The organism is Anaerolineales bacterium, from assembly GCA_019637805.1.
GTDB lineage: Bacteria > Chloroflexota > Anaerolineae > Anaerolineales > UBA11579 > JAMCZK01.
The window spans coordinates 862,604-883,762 of the sequence record JAHBVB010000002.1 but is presented as its reverse complement, the minus strand read 5'-3'; the positions used below and the strand labels follow the sequence as shown (position 1 = coordinate 883,762).

Annotated in this window: 25 protein-coding genes; 6 read left to right on the top strand and 19 right to left on the bottom strand. The window is 60.1% G+C overall.

Annotation, left to right across the window (positions count from 1 at the left end):
- Positions 1-19: 19 nt before the first annotated feature.
- Genes KF885_10075 through KF885_10015 form a run of 13 tightly spaced genes read right to left on the bottom strand, consistent with a single transcriptional unit; the run spans position 20 to position 11,922 of the window.
- Positions 20-2,056, bottom strand: coding sequence for a thioredoxin domain-containing protein (locus KF885_10075; GenBank protein MBX3049506.1), 2,037 nt, complete (start codon positions 2,054-2,056; stop codon positions 20-22).
- 6 nt (positions 2,057-2,062) lie between these two features.
- Positions 2,063-2,488, bottom strand: a complete 426-nt coding sequence (locus KF885_10070; GenBank protein ID MBX3049505.1) for an EamA family transporter — start codon at positions 2,486-2,488, stop codon at positions 2,063-2,065.
- On the bottom strand, positions 2,485-3,264 hold the full coding sequence (locus tag KF885_10065) for an aldo/keto reductase (GenBank protein MBX3049504.1): 780 nt from the start codon (positions 3,262-3,264) through the stop codon (positions 2,485-2,487). The genes KF885_10070 and KF885_10065 overlap by 4 nt, the downstream gene beginning before the upstream one ends.
- The gene (locus tag KF885_10060) at positions 3,261-3,839 is read right to left on the bottom strand and encodes a HEAT repeat domain-containing protein (protein ID MBX3049503.1); all 579 of its coding nucleotides are present in this window, start codon (positions 3,837-3,839) and stop codon (positions 3,261-3,263) included. Before KF885_10060 ends, KF885_10065 begins: the two co-directional genes overlap by 4 nt.
- A 1-nt stretch (position 3,840) precedes the next feature.
- Positions 3,841-4,068, bottom strand: coding sequence for a hypothetical protein (locus tag KF885_10055; GenBank protein ID MBX3049502.1), 228 nt, complete (start codon positions 4,066-4,068; stop codon positions 3,841-3,843).
- 13 nt (positions 4,069-4,081) lie between these two features.
- Entirely contained in the window at positions 4,082-5,383 is a 1,302-nt protein-coding gene (gene murA, locus KF885_10050; GenBank protein MBX3049501.1) for a UDP-N-acetylglucosamine 1-carboxyvinyltransferase, read from the bottom strand.
- Between the two features lie 3 nt (positions 5,384-5,386).
- Positions 5,387-7,267, bottom strand: a complete 1,881-nt coding sequence (locus KF885_10045) for a VanW family protein (protein MBX3049500.1) — start codon at positions 7,265-7,267, stop codon at positions 5,387-5,389.
- A 22-nt stretch (positions 7,268-7,289) separates the two neighbouring features.
- On the bottom strand, positions 7,290-8,093 hold the full coding sequence (locus KF885_10040) for a class I SAM-dependent methyltransferase (GenBank protein MBX3049499.1): 804 nt from the start codon (positions 8,091-8,093) through the stop codon (positions 7,290-7,292).
- Positions 8,094-8,136: 43 nt separating this feature from the next.
- Positions 8,137-8,787: a hypothetical protein gene (locus KF885_10035; GenBank protein ID MBX3049498.1), complete on the bottom strand. Its 651-nt coding sequence runs from the start codon at positions 8,785-8,787 to the stop codon at positions 8,137-8,139.
- 1 nt (position 8,788) lies between these two features.
- Positions 8,789-8,995: a hypothetical protein gene (locus KF885_10030; protein ID MBX3049497.1), complete on the bottom strand. Its 207-nt coding sequence runs from the start codon at positions 8,993-8,995 to the stop codon at positions 8,789-8,791.
- The gene (locus KF885_10025) at positions 8,995-9,234 is read right to left on the bottom strand and encodes a hypothetical protein (GenBank protein MBX3049496.1); all 240 of its coding nucleotides are present in this window, start codon (positions 9,232-9,234) and stop codon (positions 8,995-8,997) included. The genes KF885_10030 and KF885_10025 overlap by 1 nt, the downstream gene beginning before the upstream one ends.
- Before the next feature lie 2 nt (positions 9,235-9,236).
- Complete coding sequence (ftsZ, locus tag KF885_10020) at positions 9,237-10,436, bottom strand: cell division protein FtsZ (protein MBX3049495.1); 1,200 nt, start codon at positions 10,434-10,436, stop codon at positions 9,237-9,239.
- Between the two features lie 10 nt (positions 10,437-10,446).
- Positions 10,447-11,922, bottom strand: coding sequence for a hypothetical protein (locus tag KF885_10015; protein MBX3049494.1), 1,476 nt, complete (start codon positions 11,920-11,922; stop codon positions 10,447-10,449).
- Positions 11,923-12,030: 108 nt separating this feature from the next.
- On the opposite strand from KF885_10015, the gene KF885_10010 reads away from it, so the two are divergent.
- From KF885_10010 to KF885_09995, 4 genes are read left to right on the top strand one after another with little or no spacing between them, the layout of a single operon-like run.
- On the top strand, positions 12,031-13,014 hold the full coding sequence (locus tag KF885_10010) for an NAD(P)H-binding protein (protein MBX3049493.1): 984 nt from the start codon (positions 12,031-12,033) through the stop codon (positions 13,012-13,014).
- A gap of 37 nt (positions 13,015-13,051) precedes the next feature.
- Entirely contained in the window at positions 13,052-13,687 is a 636-nt protein-coding gene (locus KF885_10005; GenBank protein MBX3049492.1) for a cyclase family protein, read from the top strand.
- Positions 13,688-13,742: 55 nt separating this feature from the next.
- Positions 13,743-14,210 carry a GNAT family N-acetyltransferase gene (locus tag KF885_10000; protein ID MBX3049491.1) on the top strand — a complete coding sequence of 156 codons (468 nt, stop codon included), beginning with the start codon at positions 13,743-13,745 and terminating at the stop codon, positions 14,208-14,210.
- The gene (locus tag KF885_09995; GenBank protein MBX3049490.1) at positions 14,203-14,790 is read left to right on the top strand and encodes an N-acetyltransferase; all 588 of its coding nucleotides are present in this window, start codon (positions 14,203-14,205) and stop codon (positions 14,788-14,790) included. Before KF885_10000 ends, KF885_09995 begins: the two co-directional genes overlap by 8 nt.
- Here the strand turns inward: KF885_09995 and KF885_09990 are convergent.
- The 6 genes from KF885_09990 to KF885_09965 all read right to left on the bottom strand — a co-directional run bounded on the left by KF885_09990 (position 14,783) and on the right by KF885_09965 (position 19,024).
- The gene (locus KF885_09990; protein MBX3049489.1) at positions 14,783-15,226 is read right to left on the bottom strand and encodes a DUF309 domain-containing protein; all 444 of its coding nucleotides are present in this window, start codon (positions 15,224-15,226) and stop codon (positions 14,783-14,785) included. The genes KF885_09995 and KF885_09990 overlap by 8 nt on opposite strands.
- Entirely contained in the window at positions 15,219-15,587 is a 369-nt protein-coding gene (locus KF885_09985; protein ID MBX3049488.1) for a hypothetical protein, read from the bottom strand. Before KF885_09985 ends, KF885_09990 begins: the two co-directional genes overlap by 8 nt.
- Positions 15,588-15,611: 24 nt before the next feature.
- Positions 15,612-16,316, bottom strand: a complete 705-nt coding sequence (locus tag KF885_09980; protein MBX3049487.1) for a hypothetical protein — start codon at positions 16,314-16,316, stop codon at positions 15,612-15,614.
- Complete coding sequence (locus tag KF885_09975) at positions 16,309-17,553, bottom strand: hypothetical protein (GenBank protein ID MBX3049486.1); 1,245 nt, start codon at positions 17,551-17,553, stop codon at positions 16,309-16,311. Before KF885_09975 ends, KF885_09980 begins: the two co-directional genes overlap by 8 nt.
- A complete protein-coding gene (locus tag KF885_09970; GenBank protein MBX3049485.1) occupies positions 17,554-17,940 on the bottom strand; it encodes a DUF2089 domain-containing protein in 387 nt (128 codons plus the stop codon).
- Between the two features lie 142 nt (positions 17,941-18,082).
- Positions 18,083-19,024, bottom strand: coding sequence for a folate-binding protein YgfZ (locus KF885_09965; GenBank protein MBX3049484.1), 942 nt, complete (start codon positions 19,022-19,024; stop codon positions 18,083-18,085).
- 101 nt (positions 19,025-19,125) lie between these two features.
- On the opposite strand from KF885_09965, the gene trxB reads away from it, so the two are divergent.
- Together trxB and mdh are read left to right on the top strand one after the other, a co-directional pair.
- Complete coding sequence (gene trxB, locus KF885_09960; protein MBX3049483.1) at positions 19,126-20,088, top strand: thioredoxin-disulfide reductase; 963 nt, start codon at positions 19,126-19,128, stop codon at positions 20,086-20,088.
- A 139-nt stretch (positions 20,089-20,227) separates the two neighbouring features.
- Positions 20,228-21,151: a malate dehydrogenase gene (mdh, locus tag KF885_09955; GenBank protein MBX3049482.1), complete on the top strand. Its 924-nt coding sequence runs from the start codon at positions 20,228-20,230 to the stop codon at positions 21,149-21,151.
- Positions 21,152-21,159 lie beyond the last annotated feature (8 nt).

Genomic DNA, 21,159 nt, shown 5'->3' with positions numbered 1-21,159 from the left:
CCGAAAGGCCCGTTTTTTGTTATGAGCCCAATTGTTTTGCCAGTGCCTCAGGCGTGGTAACCGGCAGTTGGCAGGCGAAGTTCCGGCAAACGTAGGCACTGGGCTGGCCGTCCACCAGAGGCCTCTCGGCGAGCAGCGCCGGGCTGCCGGCTGGCGCCGGAACGGGGCTGGCGGCCAGCACATCGAAAGGCCTCCAGCGAGTCCAGACGGTCTCTTGCAGGGCAGCTGTGGCGGGTTCAGCCAACCCGCCGAGGAGAGCAATCTCACGCCCTTCGGCCAGAGCAAACTGGGCTGCGCATAGCCACTGGGCGAAACCAGTGGGATAGCGGACTGCCTGGGGCAGAATGCTGGCCAGCAGGCTTTCTGCCTGCTGGCGCCAGCTGTGGTTGCCCTCGTAAGCGGCTAGCTGCAGCAGCAGGGTACCCGCCAAGGCATTGCCACTGGGCGTGGCGTTGTCCTGCACATCCTTGGGGCGGGTGATCAGCGCTTCGGCGTCGTCGCGGGTGTCGTAGAAGCCGCCGCTGGGGTCGCTGAAGTGCGCCAGCATGTCCTCGGCCAGGCGTTTGGCTTCGGCAAACCAGCGCGGCTGCGGATCGCTCTGGTAGAGCGCCAGCAGACCAAGACCCAACGCGGCGTGATCTTCCAGATAGGCGTCGTGGGCCGCCCGGCCGGCCCGCCAGGAGCGCAGCAAACGGCCGGTGGGCTGCAACTGAGTCAGCAGGAAATCGGCGTTGCGTTGGGCCGCCAGCAGGTAGTCCGGCCGTTTCAGGTAACGAGCCGCTTCGGCAAAGGCGATCAGCATCAGGCCGTTCCAGGCAGTGAGCACCTTGTCGTCTGTGCCAGGACGTATGCGGCCGCCGCGGGCAGCCAGCAAGGCATCCAGGCCGGCGCGCAGGCGAACTGGAATCTGCTCTGCCGCCAAGCTGAACTGCTCGGCCAACTCGGCGTCATCCTTGGCGCGCTGCAGAATGTTCTTGCCTTCAAAATTGCCCTGGTTGGTGACGCCGTAGGCGGCTAGCAGCAGGTCCCGGTCAAGCGGGTCGCCAATGGCTTGCTTGATCTCTTCCAGGCTCCAGACATAGAACTTGCCTTCGTGTCCTTCAGAGTCGGCGTCCAGGCTGCTGTAAAAGCCGCCGCTTTCATCACAAAGCTCGCGCAGCACGAAATCCAGAGTTTCCTCACAGACCTGGCGGAAGTGTGGGTCCCCCGTGACCAGATGGCCGTGCAGGTAGGCACGGGCCAACTGGGCATTGTCGTAAAGCATCTTCTCGAAGTGCGGCACCAGCCACAGATTGTCCACACTGTAGCGGGCAAAACCACCGCCCACTACATCGTAGAGACCGCCCAGCGCCATGGCATTCAGGGCATGGCGGGCCATATCGCCGGCCAGCTTGTCGCCCTGAGTGCTGCGCCCCAGCAGGAACTCGATGCTCATCGGCTGCGGGAACTTGGGGGCGTGTCCCCAGCCACCCAGATGCCAGTCATAGGCCTGGGCCAGCGCCATGGAGATCTTGTCCAGTTCTTCCGCCTGTAGAAGGTTGTTGTCGCTGGTAACCAGTGGTTGCCAGAGATGCTCTCTCAACTGCTCGCCGGCGGCTTCCACCTTATCCCGCTCCCCATTCCATAAACCCACGATATGTTCCAGCACCTGGCGGAAAGAGGGCATGCGGTGGCTGGGGAGAGGTGGGAAATAGGTGCCGCCCCAGAAAGGCCGCCCATCCGGCATGAGGAAGATGCTCATCGGCCAGCCACCGGAGCCGGTGAGCGCTACGACCGCTTCCATATAAATACCGTCAATGTCGGGGCGCTCTTCACGGTCGACCTTGATGTTGATGAAATGCTGGTTGAGGTAGGCGGCGGTTTCCGGGTCTTCGAAGGATTCGTGGGCCATGACATGGCACCAGTGACAGGCGGCGTAGCCGATGCTGAGAAAGATGGGTTTGTCTTCGGTCTGGGCGCGCTGCAGCGCTTCAAGGCCCCAGGGATACCAGTCCACCGGGTTGTGCTGGTGCTGCAGCAGGTAAGGGGAGTTGGAATCGGCGAGGCGGTTAGGCATGTGAGGCTAGTGTATCGCCACCAGTATCGTTCCGCCAGCCACCAGCAGGATCCCCAGCCAGTTGATAGCGGTGAGCTTCTCTCCCAGCAGGGCCACTCCGAACAGGGCCACCAGCACAACACTGAGCTTGTCCACCGAAACCACCTGGGACGCCTGTCCCAGACTCAAGGCGCGAAAGAACGCCAGCCAGGAGGCAGCTGTGGCCAGGCCGGAGAAGCCCAGCAGCAGCATGCTCCTCAGCGTCCAGTCAGCCGGCTGGCGGAGTTCGCCCGTGGCCCAGACGACCAACGCCATGGCGGGGAGGGCGACCAGAGTACGGATGAGCGTGCCAAAGTCCGAGCTGATGCCGCTAATACCCGCTTTGGCCAATAGATTGGTCACCGCAGCAAACAAGGCGGAAAGGAAAGCCCAGAAGACCCAGGACTCGCTCATTCTGTCCCCACGCCTTTCTCGAGGTAGGCAATATCCTCGTCAGCCAATTTGATCTGCAGGCTTTGGAAGTTGCTCTCGATATGGGCGGCGTTGGAGGAAGCCGGGATCACGATCATGCCCTTGTGCATCAGCCAGCTGAGCAGCACCTGCTCACGAGTGGCATTGTGTGTTTTGGTGAGCTGGGCGACCCGCGCTTCCTGTTCTGGCGTGCCGCGCTCCAGCGAAGTATATGAGGTGACGCTAATGCCGCGTTCCAGGCAAAAGCGCAGCACTTCCTGTGGTTGCTCTTTGAGGTTGTATTCGATCTGGTTGTTGCTAAAAGGGATGCCTGTGTCGAGCGAAGCCTGGAGCAGGTCGATCTCGAAGTTCGAGACGCCCAGGGCGCGCACCTGCCCGGCCTTGCGAGCGGCGTCCATGGCTCCCAGCGTTTCAGCTACGGGCACGCTGCTGGGCCAATGGATGAGCAGCAGGTCAATGTAGTCGGTGCGCAGTTCCTGCAGGAAACGCTGCACCGCCTCCTTGACCTGCTTGGCGCCGTGGCTGTGCGGCATGAGCTTGGTGGTGATGAAAACGTCTGAGCGGGGCAAGCCGCTGTCCGCCAAGGCTTCAGCGATGGCGCCGTGGCTATGGTACAGGTCCGCGGTATCCAAATGGCGGTAGCCGACCTGCAGGGCTTGGCCGATGGCGCTGCGCGGGTCGCGCAGCTTCCAAGTGCCGAAGCCCAGCTGGGGAATGCTGAGTTCAGGGGTTAAGGGCAAAGTGGGTGAATGTGTCATGGCTTAAAGAAGGTCATACCCACGCCCAGCTTGGTCAGGCCTTCGCCCGCCCAATACTGGACCAATGTTGATTCGCTTTCCAGCAGGTTCATCAGGGTAGGAATGCTATTTTTGTCGCCAGCCAGCGCCAGGGCGCGGGCCGCTTCGGCTTGGCCAGCGGCGACTTCAGGTTGCTGCAGGAACTGGGTCAGGGCAGCCACAGCCGGCGCCCCGCCTGCGGCCAGGGCATCGCCCGCCAGGCGAGAGAGCAAACTGTCTTCGCGGTGCAGCATGCTGATCAGGGCTGGGATGGCGGCAGGCTCTGGGCGTTGGGTCAGTGCCAGAGCGGCACAACTGCGCACATCCGGCTCGGCATCCGCCAGCGCGGCGACCAGGGCCTGGCCGGCTGGTGGCTGAGCGAAACCCGCCAAAGCTCGCAGCGCCCACCAGCGCTGGTTGGGCTGCGGGCTTTGGCTGAGGGTCAATAAAGCGTCCAAGGCAGCCTGCCCATGGGCGGGCAGGCTGAGGGCGGCTTGCTCCGCCAGGGCGTCATCTCCGCCCTTTAGGTCGCGCAGCAGGTCCGCCAGGTCAGGCATCTTAGTCTGCGGCAGAGGCGGGGGCCGGAACCTGCAGATCTTTCTTGTCGGTCTTGATGAATTTGTCGCCCACTTCGATGAGCATCACAGGAATATCATCAATCACCGGATACTTGCGCCCGCACTCTTTGCAGATGAACCAAGCTTCCTGGTAAAACTCCAGCTCGCCTTCACTCTCCTGCACACAGGCGGGGCACCGCAGAATTTCAATCAGATCTTTGCTAACCATGCTTCCTCCGATGCTATTGTACAGCCTCAATGCGCGCTCCCAGGCTGCGCAGATTGGTTTCCAAATCTTCGTACCCGCGGGTGATGTGGTCGATCCCGTGGATGATGGATTTTCCCTGAGCCATGATGGCGGCGATCAGATAGGTGAAACCCGCGCGCAGATCCGGCACGTTGATCTCGGCTGCCCTTAGCTGGGCCGGCCCTTTGATCACGGCGCTGTGCTTGTAGTTGCTGCTGTGGAAACGGCAATGATTGCCCAGGCAGGTGTTGTAAAGTGCGATCTCGGCGCCCATCTGCTGCAGCGCGCTGACATAGCCGAAGCGGTCTTCAAAAACGGTCTCATGCACCACAGACATACCCTCAGCCTGGGTCAGCAGCAGCAAGAAGGGCGATTGCCAGTCGGTCATAAAGCCGGGGTGCACACTGGTTTCCAGGTGAATGGCCTTCAGCGGGCCGTTGTGGAAGAAGCGGATGCCGTCTTCCTTGACCTCGAAGAGGCCGCCTACGCGGCGCAAGGTGTTGAGGAAAGTCAGCAGATCCGTTTGGCGGGCATTGCGCACGAACACGTCTCCGCCGGTGGCTACGGCCGCCACGCCCAGTGAGGCAGCCACGATGCGGTCAGGCATCAGGCGGTGGTTGGCTCCGTTTAGTTTGGAGACGCCTTCTATGACAAAGGTGCGGTCCACGTTGTAGTCGATGATGGCACCCATCTTCTGCAGATAGATGACCAGATCCATGACCTCTGGCTCGATGGCGGCATTGCGCAGGATGGTGCGGCCTTGGGCCAAGGCGGCGGTCATCAGCAAATTCTCGGTGGTGGTCACGCTGGGATACGGCAGCTCGATTTCGGCGCCGTGCAGCCCATCACTTTCGATCTGGTAGACGCCATCGCGGATCTGGACTTTGGCGCCCATGCGGCGGATGCCCTCCAGGTGGAAATCCACCGGGCGGGGGCCGATCTGGTCGCCGCCCGCGGCAGCCGGGATAAAAGCCCGGCCGCTGCGGTGCAGCAGCGGGCCCATCATCATGATCGCCAGACGGTTACGGCCGCCCAGTTCGGCGCTGATCGCATGGTTGGTGATCTGCGGCGTGTGGACAATGAGGCCGTGCGCGCTGGGGCTTTCAAACTGGGCGCCGACGGCTTCGCACATCTCCTGCGTGATCAGGCGGTCGCCAATGTTGGGTACGTTGCGAAAATGGCTGGGTTGTTCGCTCAGCATTGAGGCAACCAACAGTTTGGTGATGGAATTCTTTGCGCCACTGACCGCGATCTCTCCGCGGAGTGGCAGGCCCCCTTCAATGCTCCATGAGGTCATCAGCTAATTTCCTTGAATCTGCCGGGGGGGCATATTGGGCGTCCCCGGCCCATATTGGTAGACCGCAGCCCAAGCTTGGTATTGTGTGTTGATCTGATCCTGGTGGATGACCTCGCCGTTGCGCGTCACCGTGCGGACGACGCTGACGGTGGCGCCATCTGCGGACCAGTCGACTTGTTTCACTTCACCTCGGCCCAGTTCGGCATTCTCTTCATAGACCGGGTCTGGAGCATCCACAATATTGCGGGCTCCGCTGGTATCCCAGTCCACCGTGCGGCCGTCGTAGGTCGAATAGAACTTCCAGGTGATCGTGCGAGCGGCGCGATCCACATAGGTTTCCATCAGCAGCCAGTAAGGTGTATCGTTGCGGAACTTGAAGTCCACAATGGGAGCGAAGATGGCGGCATCCAAACCGGCCAGGTTGGTGCGCGTGTTGCCGGCCGCGTCCATCTCGTAATAGCCGACACGGTACGCGTGTGGGTAGCGCTCGACAATCGGGAAACCCCCGAAAAATACAGTGCGGAAGAGCGTAGTGCTGACCTGGCAGACCCCGCCGCCGACGCCTTTGATGGTGCGGTCGCCGAAGATGATGAGGGCCTCGGCAAACCCGGATTCCAGGCTGATGTCACCGATGTTCTCCACCATCGAGAAAACTTCGCCTGGGGCGACCAGCAGGCCGTGGAAACGCTCTGCGGAGATGGCGATATTCTGGATGCGCTCATCGCTGGAGCCGTAGAAATAGGTGGTTTGCTCTGAGACCAGCTCACGGATACCCAACTCTTCGGCGCTGATCGAGTTGAGGATCCCAGGTTCAGTGTAGTCGTACTGCAGCTCGACCTGATGGGCTCCTTGGCCGATCTGGGTGTTGATGTGCTCGATGCTGGCTTGCAGATTAAGCGTGCGCCCGATGACGGCGGGCTTATAGATGTCGAGTTGCCTGGTCTCATCGTTGAAGACGAAACGGGCATTGCGCGGTTGGGCGCTGACCTTGCTGCCCAAGCTGGCCAGGATGGCGCCTAGCTCCTGGCTGTTCAAACCCAGCTGATAATGCGCACCTTCCAAAACCACCACGCGCTCCACGCTAAGCAGGCCGGCAAGCGTCTCGGGTTCCAGGGTCCAGGGGTCGGGGTTGTCTTCGTAGTCTCCGCCGGGGGCGATGACCAGCGGCTGGCTTAGCAGATTTTCTGCGATAGCGGCTTGGGCGCTGACGTCCAAAATGCGCGGCGGGGTTTCCTCCACAGCCAGCGGCACGTCCACATCCCGCATTTGCATCAATTGGGCTGCGAGCCAGGTGACGGTTTTTTCACTATCCAGACTTAGGCCCACCTGGCCGGGGCTCATGGACACATCTAGTTCTTGCAAGGAAAGCTGGGCTTCAATGGTCGGCTGGTTGATCTCCGCTGCGATTTGCTGCAGGACCAGGTAGGCGGCTTGGCCGTCAAAAATCAAGCGCGGGGCCAGGTCAGCGCCGCCCTGCAGGGTTTGAATTTTCTGGGCGATATTTTCCCACGGCCACAGGCTGCGGCCGAAGCCATACGCGGCTCCCGCCGAAGCTTCGGCGTCCAGGTGCAGGCCCAGTTGGGCGGGGGTGAACTGCCAACTGCGCTCGCCGTAACGCAGGGTGACTTTTCCGGTGTGGGGGAAGGTGAGCTGCTGGCTGAGCAGGGCGATGGCTTCCGTGCGCCCGACGCCGCTGAGGTCCATACCAGCCACGCGAACACCCGGCATGACTTTGCCGAGGTTGAGCAGGCTGATCACCAGGGAAAAAAGCAGAGCAACCGCGGCCACCACCCCCAGAGCCGCCACCACGGCAGCCAGCACACGTGAGAACCAGGATGGCCGGGGCAGCTCAAAAGATGGCTGAGAGAGCGGTTGGGTGACCATGCCTTAGATTTTACCCGGTCAACTAAGGTTGCATCTTGCGACAGACATACATCATCATGTGCCCCATGTGGTCATTTGCCCAACGCCAATCCCGCAAAACTCTATAAATTCGCCAACCCACCTTAGGAAGATTGTAGAGCTTCATTAGCCAAGGGAGCTCACCGACCAAACCTTTATGGCCGTCATACTGGTGATGCGCAATTACTTGAAAACCCGCATCGTTCAGTTTCTTATTGAACTCTGAAGAAGAATAAAGGTATTGATAGAAGGATAAACCAGCTGGAGCTGGTTTGCGGAAGAAACCAAAAGCTTTCTTGAGAGTTCTTATTGCATTAAGGTGAGGAACGGAAATCAGTGCGATTCCGTCCGGCGCCAAAACACGATTTGCTTCTTTGAGGAATGGTTCTGGTCCCTCCTGGCGATGTTCCATTACTCCTAATGAGATATAGCCGTGGTAGTGGCCGTCGGGTGCATCTAACTTGGTCACGTCTCCAAATAAAAAATTCATTTTAGGGAACGTTTTATTCAGCGCGTTAATAGTTTGCTCACCGTAATCTACCCCCTCAACTTGGTAGCCGCGCTGCCTCAAAGCAATTACAAATTGGCCTAAACCGCAGCCAGCCTCTAAAATGCGACCATGCGTAGGTAAATACTTTGGAAAGATATCATCAAAGTACCCTAGTTCTCCTTTTTGCGCATTTTCATATAGCCTTTGTGTTTCTTGGCTAGCCCATAGATCATCCCAAAACCGGGAATTGGCGGATACTCGATAATAGGCCACGCGCAGGCCTTCAGAGACGCGTATTAAGTCAGGCTTATTGCTCATGAACACCTAGTATAGGCAGTTTAACTGAAAATCTTTGTTACATTCATCCCGTCCAGGAATGCGAACAATGAACCCCTGCGCTTTGCTGAACCCAATCATCCCAAGTCGTGATCAGTTCGAAGGGACTCAGGGTGCTGCGCAAGTGCTTAGGCATTAAGCCCAGCAGCGCGTCCAGATTTTCTGGAGTGACGGCAGCGCCAGCCGCCGCGCACAGATTGTTCAGCGCTTCCACCTGGTCGCGCAGGGCTCGCTGCGGTTGTTCCCAAGTTTGGCTGTACAAGGCTGGCGCGTGGCCAGCTAGGGCGTTTAGCGTGACAAATGTGGTCAGGTCCAACCAGTAAACCGTCTCCCAGTCGGCAGAGCCGCTGAGCGTGATGAGCCGCTGGGGATCTTGCAGTTGCTGTTCACTCAACCGGATGGCGGCATGAGGTTGAGCATATAAGTTTTGCTTGTCGGTCAAGGGTGCCGGGTAGATCGGGCGCAGCTGCAGGTTCGTGTCCGCCTTGGTGACCGTCCACAGCGCCAGCAAACTCGGTTCCGCGCTGTGCAGGTCATCGACCAGCGCAATCAAGACCTGGCCATGTGCAGGATGTTCAGGGGCGGCCAGGACACGGCTGAGGCGGCCAACGAACAGGCCGCCGATCAAGCCGAGCACAGCCAGGCCGCCGAGAATGGCTTGCCGCGGACTGATCATTTCACCAGAACCAGCCCAGCAGGGCGCCGGCGCAGAAGCTCAGGAGCAGAGTGGCGCCAGCCATGGTATGGATGGTCCAGCCGGGGTTGGCCTCAGCAGTTTTGCTATGGGCTTGCCGGATATGGCTGAGCGGACGCACCGCGCCCAGGACCCGCACGGCGAGCTGCCAAAAGTTGAGCTCCAGCCAGTGAACGAGGCGAGTGCTCATCAGCGGGAGGTGGTCACTTTCAGGATGCGACCGCTGTCGTCCGCTACCACGCGTACTGTGCGGCTGATCGCATGGCCGCCGGCATCCCCCCTGTGACCCGTGTAGGCCAGCAGGTAGGTTGCGTGACCGCCAGGGCTTTTTGCTCCGGCTTGCGGAGTGATACGCGGGGCGCAGCCCGCCATTTCGGGAAACTTGCGCAACACTTCGCGGCTGATGCGGTCAATTGTTTTGGTGTCCATGCTTATTGCTCCACCAGCTGCGCGTTGACCCGCGCTTTCTTGCGCAGGAAAGCGGGCACATCCAAATCGCTCAACACCTCGGCGGGCATGCTTGGTTGGCTTTCCGTGATCTTTGGTTCTGTGAAAGTCGGGGCAACTTCATAGGCCATTTTTGCCTCAGGCTCTGCCACTCGATGCTCAGGGCTGAGCAACTCTTGGTTGTGCGAAGCGGCAACCGGCTGGGAGGGTTTCTCCCCAAGGCCAGTCACGACCAGGATCACTTGGGCACGACCGTTCAGCCGTTCGTCCTGGGACAGGCCCATGACAACGTCCACGCGCTCCCCGGTCAGCGAGTTGATGTGGCCCACGGCCTCGCCGACCTCATATAAACTCAGGTCATCCCCGCCGCTGAAGTTGGCGATGACGCCGTCTGCGTCGGCCAGCGAGACGTCGCCCAGCAGCGGATGCTGGAGAGCCTGCTGGATGGCGTCCAGCACTTTGTTAGGCCCGCTGCCGTGGCCAATGGCCATCAGCGCGCCACCGCCGCGCAGCATCAGATTGCGGATGTGTGAGAAGTCTACGTTGATAAGACCTGGCTGGGTGATCAGTTCGGCAATGCCCTGCACAGCGCGGCGCAGCACATCGTCCGCCATGCGGAATGCAGTTTCCAGCGGCAGGTCTTGTGGCGCCACTTGCAGCAAGCGGTCATTGGAAATGGTGATCAGCGTATCCGTGTGCGGTTGCAGGCGCTCCAGCCCTTCCTGGGCGTTGCGCTGGCGACGGCCCATTTCGAAGCTGAAAGGCGTGGTGACGACGGCGATGGTCACGGCGCCCAGAGAACGGGCGACTTCGCCGGCCACAGCGATGGAGCCGGTGCCAGTGCCGCCGCCCATGCCCGCCGCCAGGAAGACCATGTCCGCTCCGCGCAGCGCCTCTTCGAGCTCCTTGCGGCTCTCCAATGCAGCGCTGCAGCCGATCTCATAGTCGCCGCCGGCGCCCAGGCCGCGGGTGAGCAGCGGCCCCAGTTGGACTTTGGTGGGCGCCTGGCTGTTCTGCAGCACCTGGTAGTCTGTGTTGGCGGCGATGAATTCCACGCCAGGGATGCCCAGCTCGATCATGCGGTCCACGGCGTTGCCGCCGCCGCCGCCCAGCCCCAGGACTTTGATCACCGGGCTGCGCAGCTCGCTGGCTGCAGTGGCCGGGTTGGGTTTTGTGTCTTCCATCTTGGGCTCCTTAAGCGGCCTGCAAATTGTCCACGGCGCAGCCCGCCTGGATCAGAGTACGCAAAGTTTCGTCTGGGTAGGCCTCAAGGCCGCCTGCCAAGGTGACGCGTGAGGCGGCCAGAGCCTGCTCCAAAGAAGTGCCGACTGCGGCTTGGTGCGACTCCAGGAAACTGCGTACCGTATCCATGGGCCAGTGTTCGGCATGTGGCAGCAGCATGTAGTGAGCCAAAGTTTGGGCTTTGGTGATGCCTTTGCTGCCGGCGGACAGGTTGCTGGATGTCGCTGGCGGTACGGCAGCGACAGGCTGGGCAACCGCAGCCGACTTGGCTTTGGGAGCGTTCCAGTCCAGCCATTCTTCGCCCTGCTGGTTGGGCTTGGCGGTTTGGTAACGGAACCAGCTGTGAATGCTGGAAGGGCTGTCCTCGGCCGCGCACAGCAACCAGAAGTTGCAGGCCAAGACATTGGCCGGCACGCGGTTGTTGTGCGTGTCTGAGGGGGCGCGCTGCAGTGATTCGGCCATGGCGATGGCGCGGCGCACAGGCTGCGCATCGCGGGCCTGGCTATTTTCGCGTTGGACGCCGGCGGCCACCAGGATAATGGGCAGCACGCTGCCGGTCACGGCGCGGCTGATGGCGTTGTACCAGTCGAAGATGCGGAAGCCCATATGGTCTTCGCTGCCTTCGGGCGTGTGGTAAGGCATGGTGGCCGGCCAATTCTCTGGGCCGCCGGCGCCCCAGGTCATCGACCGGTCGCGCGTCCAGGCATAGGCGCCCAGCACCAGGCTGGCCAGCAGTTCATTTTCGCCACGACCTTGCAGGCCTTCCAGAGCGGAGCGCAGGAAGGCGGTGTCCCAGTAATCACCGCCGGGTTCCAGTGCGGGGAAGACGGGGGTCAGGCCGGCTTGGCGAGCAGCCTGAGCCAGGGGGATGAACTTGTCCAGAAAATTGTCCACCAGGCCGCGCTGCGTCCAGGCCACACCGGGCCACTGGCTGCGCAGGTTAGGGCGGTCGAACAGCACCGCGTAGCGCACACCCCAGCTGGCATAGGCGCGGAACAGAGCGGCGAAATCCTCAACGGAGTATTCCTCCGTCAGCGGAATGTCGAACTGCAGGACGGGCTGGATGTCGCTGGAGATCAACCCGCTGATGAATTCATCCGGGATGGCACGATCCAGCGGTGCGGGCAGGGTGATCCAATTGACGCCCAGCGATTGAATGGCTGGCAGCCATTTCTGCAGGGCGCCCTGACCGTAATGCTTGTGGTCTGGGAAATAGTGGATGCCCATGCGTTTGTCGCTGGAGATGTGCAAGGCCGGTTCAACCGGCACTGCCTCAGTGGTTTCGTCGGCAGGCGTGCTGGCGAACACCTCCTGGAAGGGGGTGCCTTCCTCGGCGCCTTCCGGGAAATCTTCGATGATGTCTGCGCTGTGGCTGATCGCCCCGGCAAAGCCATCGTCTTCTGTGTGATATTGCGTTTCGATTTCCATAGTCGCACTCCTTTACATGCCTGCAAGATGCAAGAGGCGTGCCAAATCCTGATGATTTGACCTGACTCGCCACCGGTGATGCCGGTATGGATGTGGTAAAACCTTTCAATGATTTTGGTCACCGGTGGGGCCGGGTTCATCGGGCAGCGCTTGATCGCCAGGTTATCCGAAGAAGGCGCCAGCATTCGCACACTGCTGCGGCCATCGAATGAGACGCCACGCTTGCCGCGTGGCGTGTCTGTGCAGGCGGCCATCAGCAGCCTTACAGACACACGCGGCTTGCGGGCAGCTCTGGTAGGGGTCGATACAGTGTTTCACCTGGCGGCGGTGGGGTGGAACGACCCCGCCGCCGATTTTCGCACCACCGAAAGTGACGGCACGCGCAGCCTTTTGGACGCGGCAGAAGACGCCGGCGTTAAGCGCTTTATCTTCCTCAGCCATCTGGACGCTGACAGGGCGGCGGCCTATCCCATGCTGAAAGCCAAGGGGATCGCGGAGGAGTTCATTCGCCAAAGCCGCATGGACTACACTATTTTGCGCAGCAGCCTGGTGTTCGGGCCAGGCGACCATTTCACCAGCGGCCTGGCCCGGCTGATTGCCTTCTTCCCGCGCGTCTTTCCGTTACCGGCAGATGGCGAGACCGTGCTGCAGCCGTTGTGGGTGGAGGATCTGGTCACCTGTCTTTCCTGGTGCCTGCAGGACCAGAGCACGGCCGGCCAAACCTATGAGTTGGGCGGCCCAGAGCATTTGACCCTGCGGCAGATCACCGAAATCGTCTTGCAAAAAACAGGGCAGCCGCGCCAATTGGTCCCCATGCGTCCCTCGCATCTGCGCGTGTTGCTGCGCCTGGCGCACGTTTTGTGGCCGCAAATGCCGGCGTCCAGCTACTGGCTGGATTACTTAGCAGCTGACCGCATCACCTCTTTCGATACTATTCCGCGTGTATTCCACCTGTTGCCCGCCCGCTTTTCTCAGAAGAATGCCTATTTGGCCGGGGTCGATTGGAAGGCGGAATTGAAAAAAGAGATGGAAGCACTGCGCTTGAGAATGCTGTTGCCAAACTCGAGTGATTCCGAAGTGGCGGCAGACTAACCGCTCTTATATACTCACGCGCAGTTGCTCGCTGAGTATGAAAACTTACGACATCACCTTGGATATTTCTTCGGAATTGCCCACCTGGCCAGGTCATGAAGGCTTGGTGCTGCAGCGTTTCGAAAAAATTGAGGACGGTTCGGTCGCCAATGTATCCCGCGTGGCGATGGGGGTGCACACCGGCACGCACGTAGATGCCCCCTATCATTTTGTCAAAGATGGCAAAACGGCGGAGACGCTCTCGCTGAAGATCCTGGTGGGGCGCGCCTATGTGATCCATCTTAAAGACGATGTTGATGTGGTGACACCGCAGGTGCTCGAGACGGCCGGCATCCCTCCGCGTACCCGCCGCGTGCTGATCCGCACGCGTAATTCCAAACAATGGGTGAAGGGGTACAAACCTTTTGCCGAGGACTATGTGGGGCTGGATAAAGCCGCGGCGGATTATTTGGTCAAACGCGGCGTGAAGTTGGTGGGCGTGGACTATCTTTCGGTGGCCCCGTTCCCGCAGCCTGCGCCCACTCACCAGGCTTTGCTAAAAGCCGGTGTGATCATTGTGGAAGGGCTGAATCTGTCACAAGTGTCCCAGGGCCGGTACAACTTCGTTTGTTTGCCGCTGAAACTGGTGGGCAGTGACGGCGCTCCAGCCCGTGCGATTTTGATGGGCGTGTGATTTTGTGGACGGCCAGGTTGCAATCCGCCCCGCCAGAGTGGGGGATGCGGCAGCGGTGGCTCGTGTTCATGTGGAAAGCTGGCGCAGCACCTATCGCGGCTTGCTCCCCGAAGACTTCTTAGACAATTTGGATATCCAACGTCGCTTGGACTATTGGCACAGCGTGTTCGAGAAAAAGTCACCGGGCGAATTCGCCTTCGTGGTGGAACACTCGACGCAGGGCGTGGTGGGCTTTGTCAGCGGCGGCCCAGCGCTCGAGGACCTAGGCCCCTATGGCGGGCAAGTGTACGCTATCTATCTGCTTGCTTCGCAGCAAGGGCAGGGCATTGGCCGCGCGATGTTTGAAAGCGCGCGCGGCGCACTGGTTGAGCGAAGCTATGCCGGCTTCATGCTCTGGGTATTGGAGGGCAACCCGACCTGCGGCTTCTACGAGCACATGGGAGGGCAGCTGATCGGGCGCAAAGAGGATCAGATCGGCGGTCAGCCTGTAACCGAGTTGGCCTATGGCTGGACAAGTGCCTAAGTCCTTTCGCATCAGACTGGCCACCATGGCGGATGCCGAGGCTATTCTGGCGATTTATGCACCACTGGTGAGCCACTCTGCAGTCTCATTCGAAACTGAGCCGCCCTCTGTAACGGAAATGGCCGGTCGCATTGAGCGCACACTGCCAGAATTTCCCTGGTTGGTGGCTCAAGGCCGAGGCGTTGTGCTGGGCTATGCCTATGCCAGCCGCTACCGTCCTCGGGCAGCGTATCAGTGGGCAGTGGAATGCTCAGTGTATGTGCACCCTGATGCACGCCGTCAAGGCATTGCGGGCGCGCTGTACAAAGCGCTGTTTGCCATTCTAAGGCTACAAGGTTTTTACAAGGTCTATGCGGCGGTCACACTGCCTAACCCAGGCAGTGTAGCCGTGCACGAAACCTTCGGCTTCCGCCAATTCGCCACCTATCGGGCCGTGGGCTACAAGCTGGGCGCCTGGCAGGATGTGGGCTGGTGGGAGATGGACCTGAGAGAGCTCTCTGGGGAACCGGTTGCGCCAAAACCGTTCAACCAGCTGGCTAAGAGCAGCGAGTTGGCGGAAATTCTGTCAGCGACTAGCTGACGCGTTGGATCTTCTTGAACAAGCTGCGGTCGAAGCCGGCCAGGTTGCCGGGGCCAAGCTCTCCGGCCGCAGCCACCGCGGCCGCCACATCGACCCGCAGCTGATCGACATCCACCCCGCGGCAAACCGCCGGCCAGGGCGCCAGCCATTTTTTGCAGCGTTCAAACATTTTGGCCATGCCAATGAAATTGTTCCGTTCTATTTGCAAATAGACGACGCCGACCTGCAATATGCCTTGGTAAAGGTGGCGGGCCGGGCCAGGTTCTGCCCGCCAGGCGGTTTCCAGCGCTTCGTGAGCCTCCCAATATTGGCCGGCGTCAAATAAAGCAATACCCTCTACCGCGGCAGGGTGCAAGGCGCCCTGGCAGGCAGTGGGTATTTGCTCTGGTGTGACGAAGACCTCGTCCGGATCGCGAACCGGTGTGGCTTTACTCAATGTAGATTTCCACGTGGTCGCCGTCTTCCTCATCGCGCACATCGATGACTTTGCCGGTCATGCCGCTGCGGATGGCTTCCATCAACTCTTCTTCTTGCACCCCCGGAACATATTTGGAGGCGATGCCCAGGCCGGCGCTCACCAGACTGAGCGGTAAATTGACCGTCACTTTGTTTCGTCCGCTGAACAAATCCGTCACCCGCACGCGCAGATAGCGGCCGTCGTCTGCAGCTACGCGGCCGGGTGCCGGGCGGCCGGAACCGCGCGTCAACGCTTCCAGCAGCTTGGCGCCGTCGGCCGGGCTGATCTTGCCGTCCTGGATCATTTGTAAAATCTTTAGTCGTTCTTCACTGGTTGCCATAACTATCTCCCAATTAGACCGCGATTAGCTGATCTGGATGTCGACTGTTTCATCATCATCGTCGCTGTGAGCCTGGATGATGATCGGTTGGCCGTTCTCTTTGGCCTGTTCGAAGGCACCCAGCAGCCCTTCAATATCCTCCAAATCCACTCCGGAGATATTCATGCGACCGCCAAAAAATCTCAGGACCTGGCTGGTCAGCTTAACCGGCAGGGGCAGGTCCAGGTTGAAGTTGCCCTCAGCGTGCCCGACCGCCCTGCGCGAGCGAATACGCACACTAGCCCAGGGACTTTGCCGGCTGGCCCAACCCAGCACGATCAGCAAAATGCCCATCAGCAGCGGCGCCCAGGCACAGATGAAGGCTAGGCCCAGCGAGCCATCCTGCAGGTCGCTGCGCATCCAGGTGGCGGCCAGCACGGCCAGCAGGCTGCCCGCCGCAATCGCCACCGCCCACCACCGAGACCGGCGAACTTTGGGGTCGATGACTTCGACCCGGCTGGTGTGACTTTCTTCTTTGGCGTCCTGGCTTGCGCCCGCTGCCCCCAGTTGTTGTGCGGCCTCTTCAGGGTTGATTTCGCCGCGCTCCAGTTGCTCCAACACATCCATTGGCGAGGCAGCAGCCTTACGGCTGGTTTGCGCGCCGGTCAACAATTCCGCGGCCTGTTCAATGCTTAGTTCGCCGCGCTCCAGGCGGTTGAGGATTTCCAGGCGTTCTGACGGGCTAGGCATTTTCATCCTCCGCAAGGTTCGGGGGTGTGGGCGGTTCCGGGGGTGTAGGGGACTCAGGAGAAGTAGGCGGCTCGGGGGCCTTCGGTGGTTCAGGGGGCTGTACGGCCGGGCGGCCTTCCAGGGCATGCAGCAGCATCTCCGCCTCGGCGATGGAGATCTTCTTTTCCTGCAGCATATTCAGCACCATGGCGCGCTCTTTGGTGTCCACGGGTTCAGCGGGCCTGGCCGGCGGGGTAGGTGGTGACACAGTACGGCCCCGGCGGCGACCGGCGAGTTTCATTTCCAATTTGCGCTGGGTGCGGGCTACACGCTCCTGAGCGCGTGCCGCAGCCCGTGAGCCGGAATGACCCAATCGCTCACTGAGCGAGCTGAGCTGCTGGTTCAGCGCTTCCATCTGGGATTCCAACTGCTGGGTCACCTGGCCGGTGATCTCGTCGGCCAGATTGTCCAGATCATCCACTACGTCCAGGTCCACCAGCAGCTCCTCATCCCGCTGGCGGCTGCGGATGTCAATGTGTCCGCCGGCCTTCAGCACGATCTGGCTGCCGCCCTCTCCCAGGACGAATTCATGCGTGCGAGCTTGGATGCGGGTCTTCTCATCAGGGCTGGTGACCAGGATGCTTTTGGCCTTGCTCTCCAAATGAATGTTGGCGTCTATTGAATCGCGCAAGTCACAATGCAGGTTGCCGGCGGCTTCCACATGAACGGAATCTTCAAGCGTGCTCAGGCGCAGGTCAGCGTTACCGCTGGTCTTGACCTGGATGTTGCCTTCCACATCGCGCAGCCCCAGGCTGCCGCTAATGGTCTGTGCTTCAAGGTTCCCCTCAACGTTGCGGATGGCGGCGCTGCCGCTGATATTTCGTACGCTCAAATTCCCATCCACATTGCGGGCAGTGAAACTGCCGGCAACATGCTCGGCGACGGTATCGCCTACCATGCGCAGAGTCAGCGAGCCGCCAATCTGATGCACCTTCAGGTCGCCTTCTACATTGCTGATGTACGCATCCCGGCCGACTTGCGCGATGCTCAGTGAGCTGTCTTCCGGTATGCGCAGAACGCAGTCGCTGTCACAGGAGAGCGTCAGCCTGTCGTTTTGGAAACTGTATTGCAGGGCATCTTCGCTTTGGCCTTCGATGCGTATGCTGCTGTCGCCTTGGCCTTTGATGTGCAGGCTGCCTGCAATTGAACCGATTTGTATTTCAGGGTTGCTGCTCGAAGCCAGTTGTACGCGTGCCATTTAGCTGCCTTCCTTTTCTTCAATGAGGCGCAAGGCCTCTTCGTAGCTGATCGTGCCGTGGTCCAGGTCGTCCAGGATGCGGCGGCGCTCTTCGTCGCCCAGCCCGGCGAAGTCTTCTTCGCTGGGCTCATAGCCCAGACTGCGGATGATCTCCATCAGGCGGTTGCGGATGGTGGGGTAGGAAAGCCCCAGGTCGGCCTCCATGCGGGTGATCTTGCCCTGGTTGCGGACAAACAATTCCACGAAGGCCAATTGCTCCTCGCTCAGTTGGCTGAATGGACTGCCCTGGAAGCGGCCCTCGATGCGCGTATCGCATTCGCGACAGGCCAAGCTGGTGACCAGCAAGTCGCCCTGGCAAACCGGACAAGTGTGGGGAGTGGGGTGCATGTCATTCTCCTAAGCGCAAAATCAGGATTTTGATTTTTTCACGCGGAAACATGCAACTATTGTATAGATGTTTTGGCAATTGTCAAGAAAATATATTGAATATTCTGATATTTCTATTTACTTTTCTCAATAATTGCTCAAATTACTCCAGAATGACTGCTTCTTCCCCGTTTTCGGTAGTAAGTCTGGTACCGGGCTGGTCGTGTGTCCGGCGCAGCACGGCCAGGGCCAGTGGGCCATGAGTGGGCGAGTTCGCTGCGGAGGTGACCTCGCCGACGGGCTTGTCCTCTGCCAGCAGCCGCTGGCCTGGAGCCAAGGGTTGCTGGCTGCTGATCCGGGCTAGCTTGCGCACGACCTTGTCGTAGGTCACTTGGCGAGCGAGCACTTCCTGACCTGTGTAGCAGCCCTTGGTGGCCGAGACCAGTCGATCCAAGCCAAGTTCGAATGGCGTGTATTGGTGATTGAATTCCGGGTCGCCGGGCAGACCGGCCTCAATGCGCAACAGCTCACGTTGTGAGGCGTTCAGTTCTGACAGCTGCAGGCTAACCAGCAGGGCGGGGGCGGTGGGTTGGGGCAGCATGAGAAGATACCTGTACGGGCTGCCGTAGCCGGGTTGGGTGATCAGATGAACCGGATGCCCCTGCCATTCTGCCGCCCGCAGGCTATCCAGCGCTGCGACGGGTTCCAGGCCCAGCCTGGCCAGAGCCTGCACTGCCAGCGGACCGTGCAGTTCAATTTGTGCATAGGCGTCGCTCTGATCTTGGACGACGACCTGGTCATTGAAGAAGATGCGTTTTTGGAAGTAGGCTGCCAGCCCGGGGCCGTGCCCGGGTTGGGTCAGCATGAGCAGGTTGTCTCCGTCTTGGGCCAGGCTGAAATGTTCTAGCACGCGGCCCTGGGCGGAAGTTAGTAGGCTGGGCACGGCTTGCTGCGGGCTGAGCAGGCCGAGATCATTGCTGGTCTGCCGCTGCAAGAAATCCACATGGGTTTCCCCGGTGAAGCGCAGAAGGCCGGGCGCGCTCAGGGTGAAGTAAGCGGCGCCTTCTTTGGCGGCCTGGTAGGCAGGTGGAGCCTGTAGGGTCATTGTTTGATTCTAGCATGGGACCCGACGCTATATAATCAGCTTGGTAATGAAAAGGACGCGGTCGGCGTCTAGGGAGTGAACCCATTGGATGAGGATGTACGATGCTCGAAGTCAAACGCAATGCCAACAATTCTGCTTCGCCGCCTGAGCATGTCAAGAATTTGATCTTAGGTTCTGGCCCAGCCGGCCTGAGCGCGGCCCTGTATACCGCTCGCGCCCAGCTCGAGCCGGTAGTGTTGGCCGGCCAGGAGTATGGCGGCCAGGTATCGCAAACCCATATTGTGGAGAATTACCCCGGCTTCCCCGAGGCGGTGGGCGGCCCGGAACTGACCGAGCTGTTCCGCAAGCAAGCCGAGCGCTTTGGCGCGCGTGTGGTCTTTGATACGGCCACCCAAGTGGACTTGAGCCAGCGGCCTTTCCGGGTCACGACCTATGAAAAAGTCTATCTGGCGGATACGCTGATCATTGCCACGGGCGCCACGCCGCGGCACTTGGATGTACCGGGCGAAGTGGAGCTGACTGGGCGCGGCGTTTCCTACTGCGGTACCTGCGATGGCTTCTTCTTCAAGGATAAGGACGTGATCGTGGTTGGCGGCGGGGACAGCGCCATGGAAGAAGGTTCGTTCCTGACGCGCTTTGCCAACAACGTGACCGTGATCCACCGCCGCGGGGAATTCCGTGCGGGCGAATTGCTGCTGCAGCGCGCCCAGGAAAACCCGAAAATGAAATTTATCACCAACACGGTGGTCAACAAGATCGAAGGTCCCGAAGCAGTCAATACAGTGGAGTTGGAAGATATCGTCTCCGGCGAGAAGAAGAACTTCAAAACCGATGGCGTGTTTATCTTCATCGGCCACACGCCCAACACGCAGCTGTTTGTCGGGCAGCTGGAGATGGACGCAGGCGGATACCTGATCGCCAACCAGTACATGGAGACCAGCGTCCCTGGTGTTTTCGCTGCGGGCGAAGTGGCTGACCCGCACTTCCGGCAGGTGATCACTTCTGCCGGCATGGGCGCTGCGGCGGGCATTCAGGCGACGCGCTTTCTCGAAGAAAACCCCTAAGCTGAATGAAACCAGCAAAATGGGCGGTGCTTCCGCTCATTTTGCTTTTAACATCAAGTTTTTGGGCAAATCTGCAATGTTATAATTCGCTTGTTTGAGCTATGTATTCCCAAAACTTCCCTAAATTTCTGGAGCATGAATGACTAAAGTTTCTATTGTCGGCGCCGGCATGACCGGCGCTACCGCGGCCCACTGGTTGGCTGAGCGCGAACTGGCGGATATCGCCTTGGTCGATGTGGTCGAAGGCATGCCGCAGGGTAAAGCCCTGGATCTGCTGCAGGCCATGCCGGTGATCGGCAAGGACGTGCGCGTGACAGGCAGTAATGACTACAAGGTAACCGAAGGGTCAGACATTGTGGTGATCACCGCCGGCCTGCCGCGCAAGCCGGGTATGAGCCGTGAAGATCTGCTTAACACAAACGCCGATATCGTCAAAAAAGCCACGGAAGAGACCCTCAAGCATTCCCCCGACGCCATCTACATTATTCTCACCAATCCACTGGATACGATGTGCTACGTCACGATGAAGACCGGTGGCCTGCCGCGCGAACGCGTAATCGGCCAGGCTGGCATCCTCGACTCCGCCCGCATGCGCGCCTTTGTGGCCATGGAACTGGGTGTCAGCGTGGAGAACATCAACTGCTACGTGCTGGGCGGCCACGGCGACAGCATGGTGCCGCTGACGCGCCATTCGAACGTGGCCGGCGTGCCGCTGAACGAGATGCTGCCCGCCGACCGGCTGGAAGCCATCGTGGAGCGTACCCGCAAGGGCGGCGGCGAGATCGTTTCGCTGCTCAAGCAGGGCAGCGCCTTCTATGCGCCTTCTGTGGCCATCGCCCAGATGGTGGAAGCCATTTTGAAAGACAAGAACCTGATCGTACCCAGCTCTATTTACCTGCAAGGTGAATATGGGCAGAAGGACATTTTCTTTGGCGTGCCTGCGCAGCTGGGCCGCAAGGGTCTGGTGAAGGTGATTGAGTACACGCTCAATGCAGAGGAACAGGCAGAGGTTGACAAGTCGGCGGCGGAAGTGAAAGCCAGCATGACCGAACTGAAGATCTAGACTGCCTG

What these genes read in the sequence shown, in the direction of transcription:
- KF885_10075 (MBX3049506.1), bottom strand. Translation starts at nt 2,056, where the DNA reads ATGCCTAACCGCCTCGCCGATTCCAACTCCCCTTACCTGCTGCAGCAC.
- KF885_10070 (MBX3049505.1), bottom strand. Translation starts at nt 2,488, where the DNA reads ATGAGCGAGTCCTGGGTCTTCTGGGCTTTCCTTTCCGCCTTGTTTGCT.
- KF885_10065 (MBX3049504.1), bottom strand. Translation starts at nt 3,264, where the DNA reads ATGACACATTCACCCACTTTGCCCTTAACCCCTGAACTCAGCATTCCC.
- KF885_10060 (MBX3049503.1), bottom strand. Translation starts at nt 3,839, where the DNA reads ATGCCTGACCTGGCGGACCTGCTGCGCGACCTAAAGGGCGGAGATGAC.
- KF885_10055 (MBX3049502.1), bottom strand. Translation starts at nt 4,068, where the DNA reads ATGGTTAGCAAAGATCTGATTGAAATTCTGCGGTGCCCCGCCTGTGTG.
- murA (MBX3049501.1), bottom strand. Translation starts at nt 5,383, where the DNA reads ATGACCTCATGGAGCATTGAAGGGGGCCTGCCACTCCGCGGAGAGATC.
- KF885_10045 (MBX3049500.1), bottom strand. Translation starts at nt 7,267, where the DNA reads ATGGTCACCCAACCGCTCTCTCAGCCATCTTTTGAGCTGCCCCGGCCA.
- KF885_10040 (MBX3049499.1), bottom strand. Translation starts at nt 8,093, where the DNA reads ATGAGCAATAAGCCTGACTTAATACGCGTCTCTGAAGGCCTGCGCGTG.
- KF885_10035 (MBX3049498.1), bottom strand. Translation starts at nt 8,787, where the DNA reads ATGATCAGTCCGCGGCAAGCCATTCTCGGCGGCCTGGCTGTGCTCGGC.
- KF885_10030 (MBX3049497.1), bottom strand. Translation starts at nt 8,995, where the DNA reads ATGAGCACTCGCCTCGTTCACTGGCTGGAGCTCAACTTTTGGCAGCTC.
- KF885_10025 (MBX3049496.1), bottom strand. Translation starts at nt 9,234, where the DNA reads ATGGACACCAAAACAATTGACCGCATCAGCCGCGAAGTGTTGCGCAAG.
- ftsZ (MBX3049495.1), bottom strand. Translation starts at nt 10,436, where the DNA reads ATGGAAGACACAAAACCCAACCCGGCCACTGCAGCCAGCGAGCTGCGC.
- KF885_10015 (MBX3049494.1), bottom strand. Translation starts at nt 11,922, where the DNA reads ATGGAAATCGAAACGCAATATCACACAGAAGACGATGGCTTTGCCGGG.
- KF885_10010 (MBX3049493.1), top strand. Translation starts at nt 12,031, where the DNA reads ATGATTTTGGTCACCGGTGGGGCCGGGTTCATCGGGCAGCGCTTGATC.
- KF885_10005 (MBX3049492.1), top strand. Translation starts at nt 13,052, where the DNA reads ATGAAAACTTACGACATCACCTTGGATATTTCTTCGGAATTGCCCACC.
- KF885_09985 (MBX3049488.1), bottom strand. Translation starts at nt 15,587, where the DNA reads ATGGCAACCAGTGAAGAACGACTAAAGATTTTACAAATGATCCAGGAC.
- KF885_09980 (MBX3049487.1), bottom strand. Translation starts at nt 16,316, where the DNA reads ATGCCTAGCCCGTCAGAACGCCTGGAAATCCTCAACCGCCTGGAGCGC.
- KF885_09975 (MBX3049486.1), bottom strand. Translation starts at nt 17,553, where the DNA reads ATGGCACGCGTACAACTGGCTTCGAGCAGCAACCCTGAAATACAAATC.
- KF885_09970 (MBX3049485.1), bottom strand. Translation starts at nt 17,940, where the DNA reads ATGCACCCCACTCCCCACACTTGTCCGGTTTGCCAGGGCGACTTGCTG.
- KF885_09965 (MBX3049484.1), bottom strand. Translation starts at nt 19,024, where the DNA reads ATGACCCTACAGGCTCCACCTGCCTACCAGGCCGCCAAAGAAGGCGCC.
- trxB (MBX3049483.1), top strand. Translation starts at nt 19,126, where the DNA reads ATGCTCGAAGTCAAACGCAATGCCAACAATTCTGCTTCGCCGCCTGAG.
- mdh (MBX3049482.1), top strand. Translation starts at nt 20,228, where the DNA reads ATGACTAAAGTTTCTATTGTCGGCGCCGGCATGACCGGCGCTACCGCG.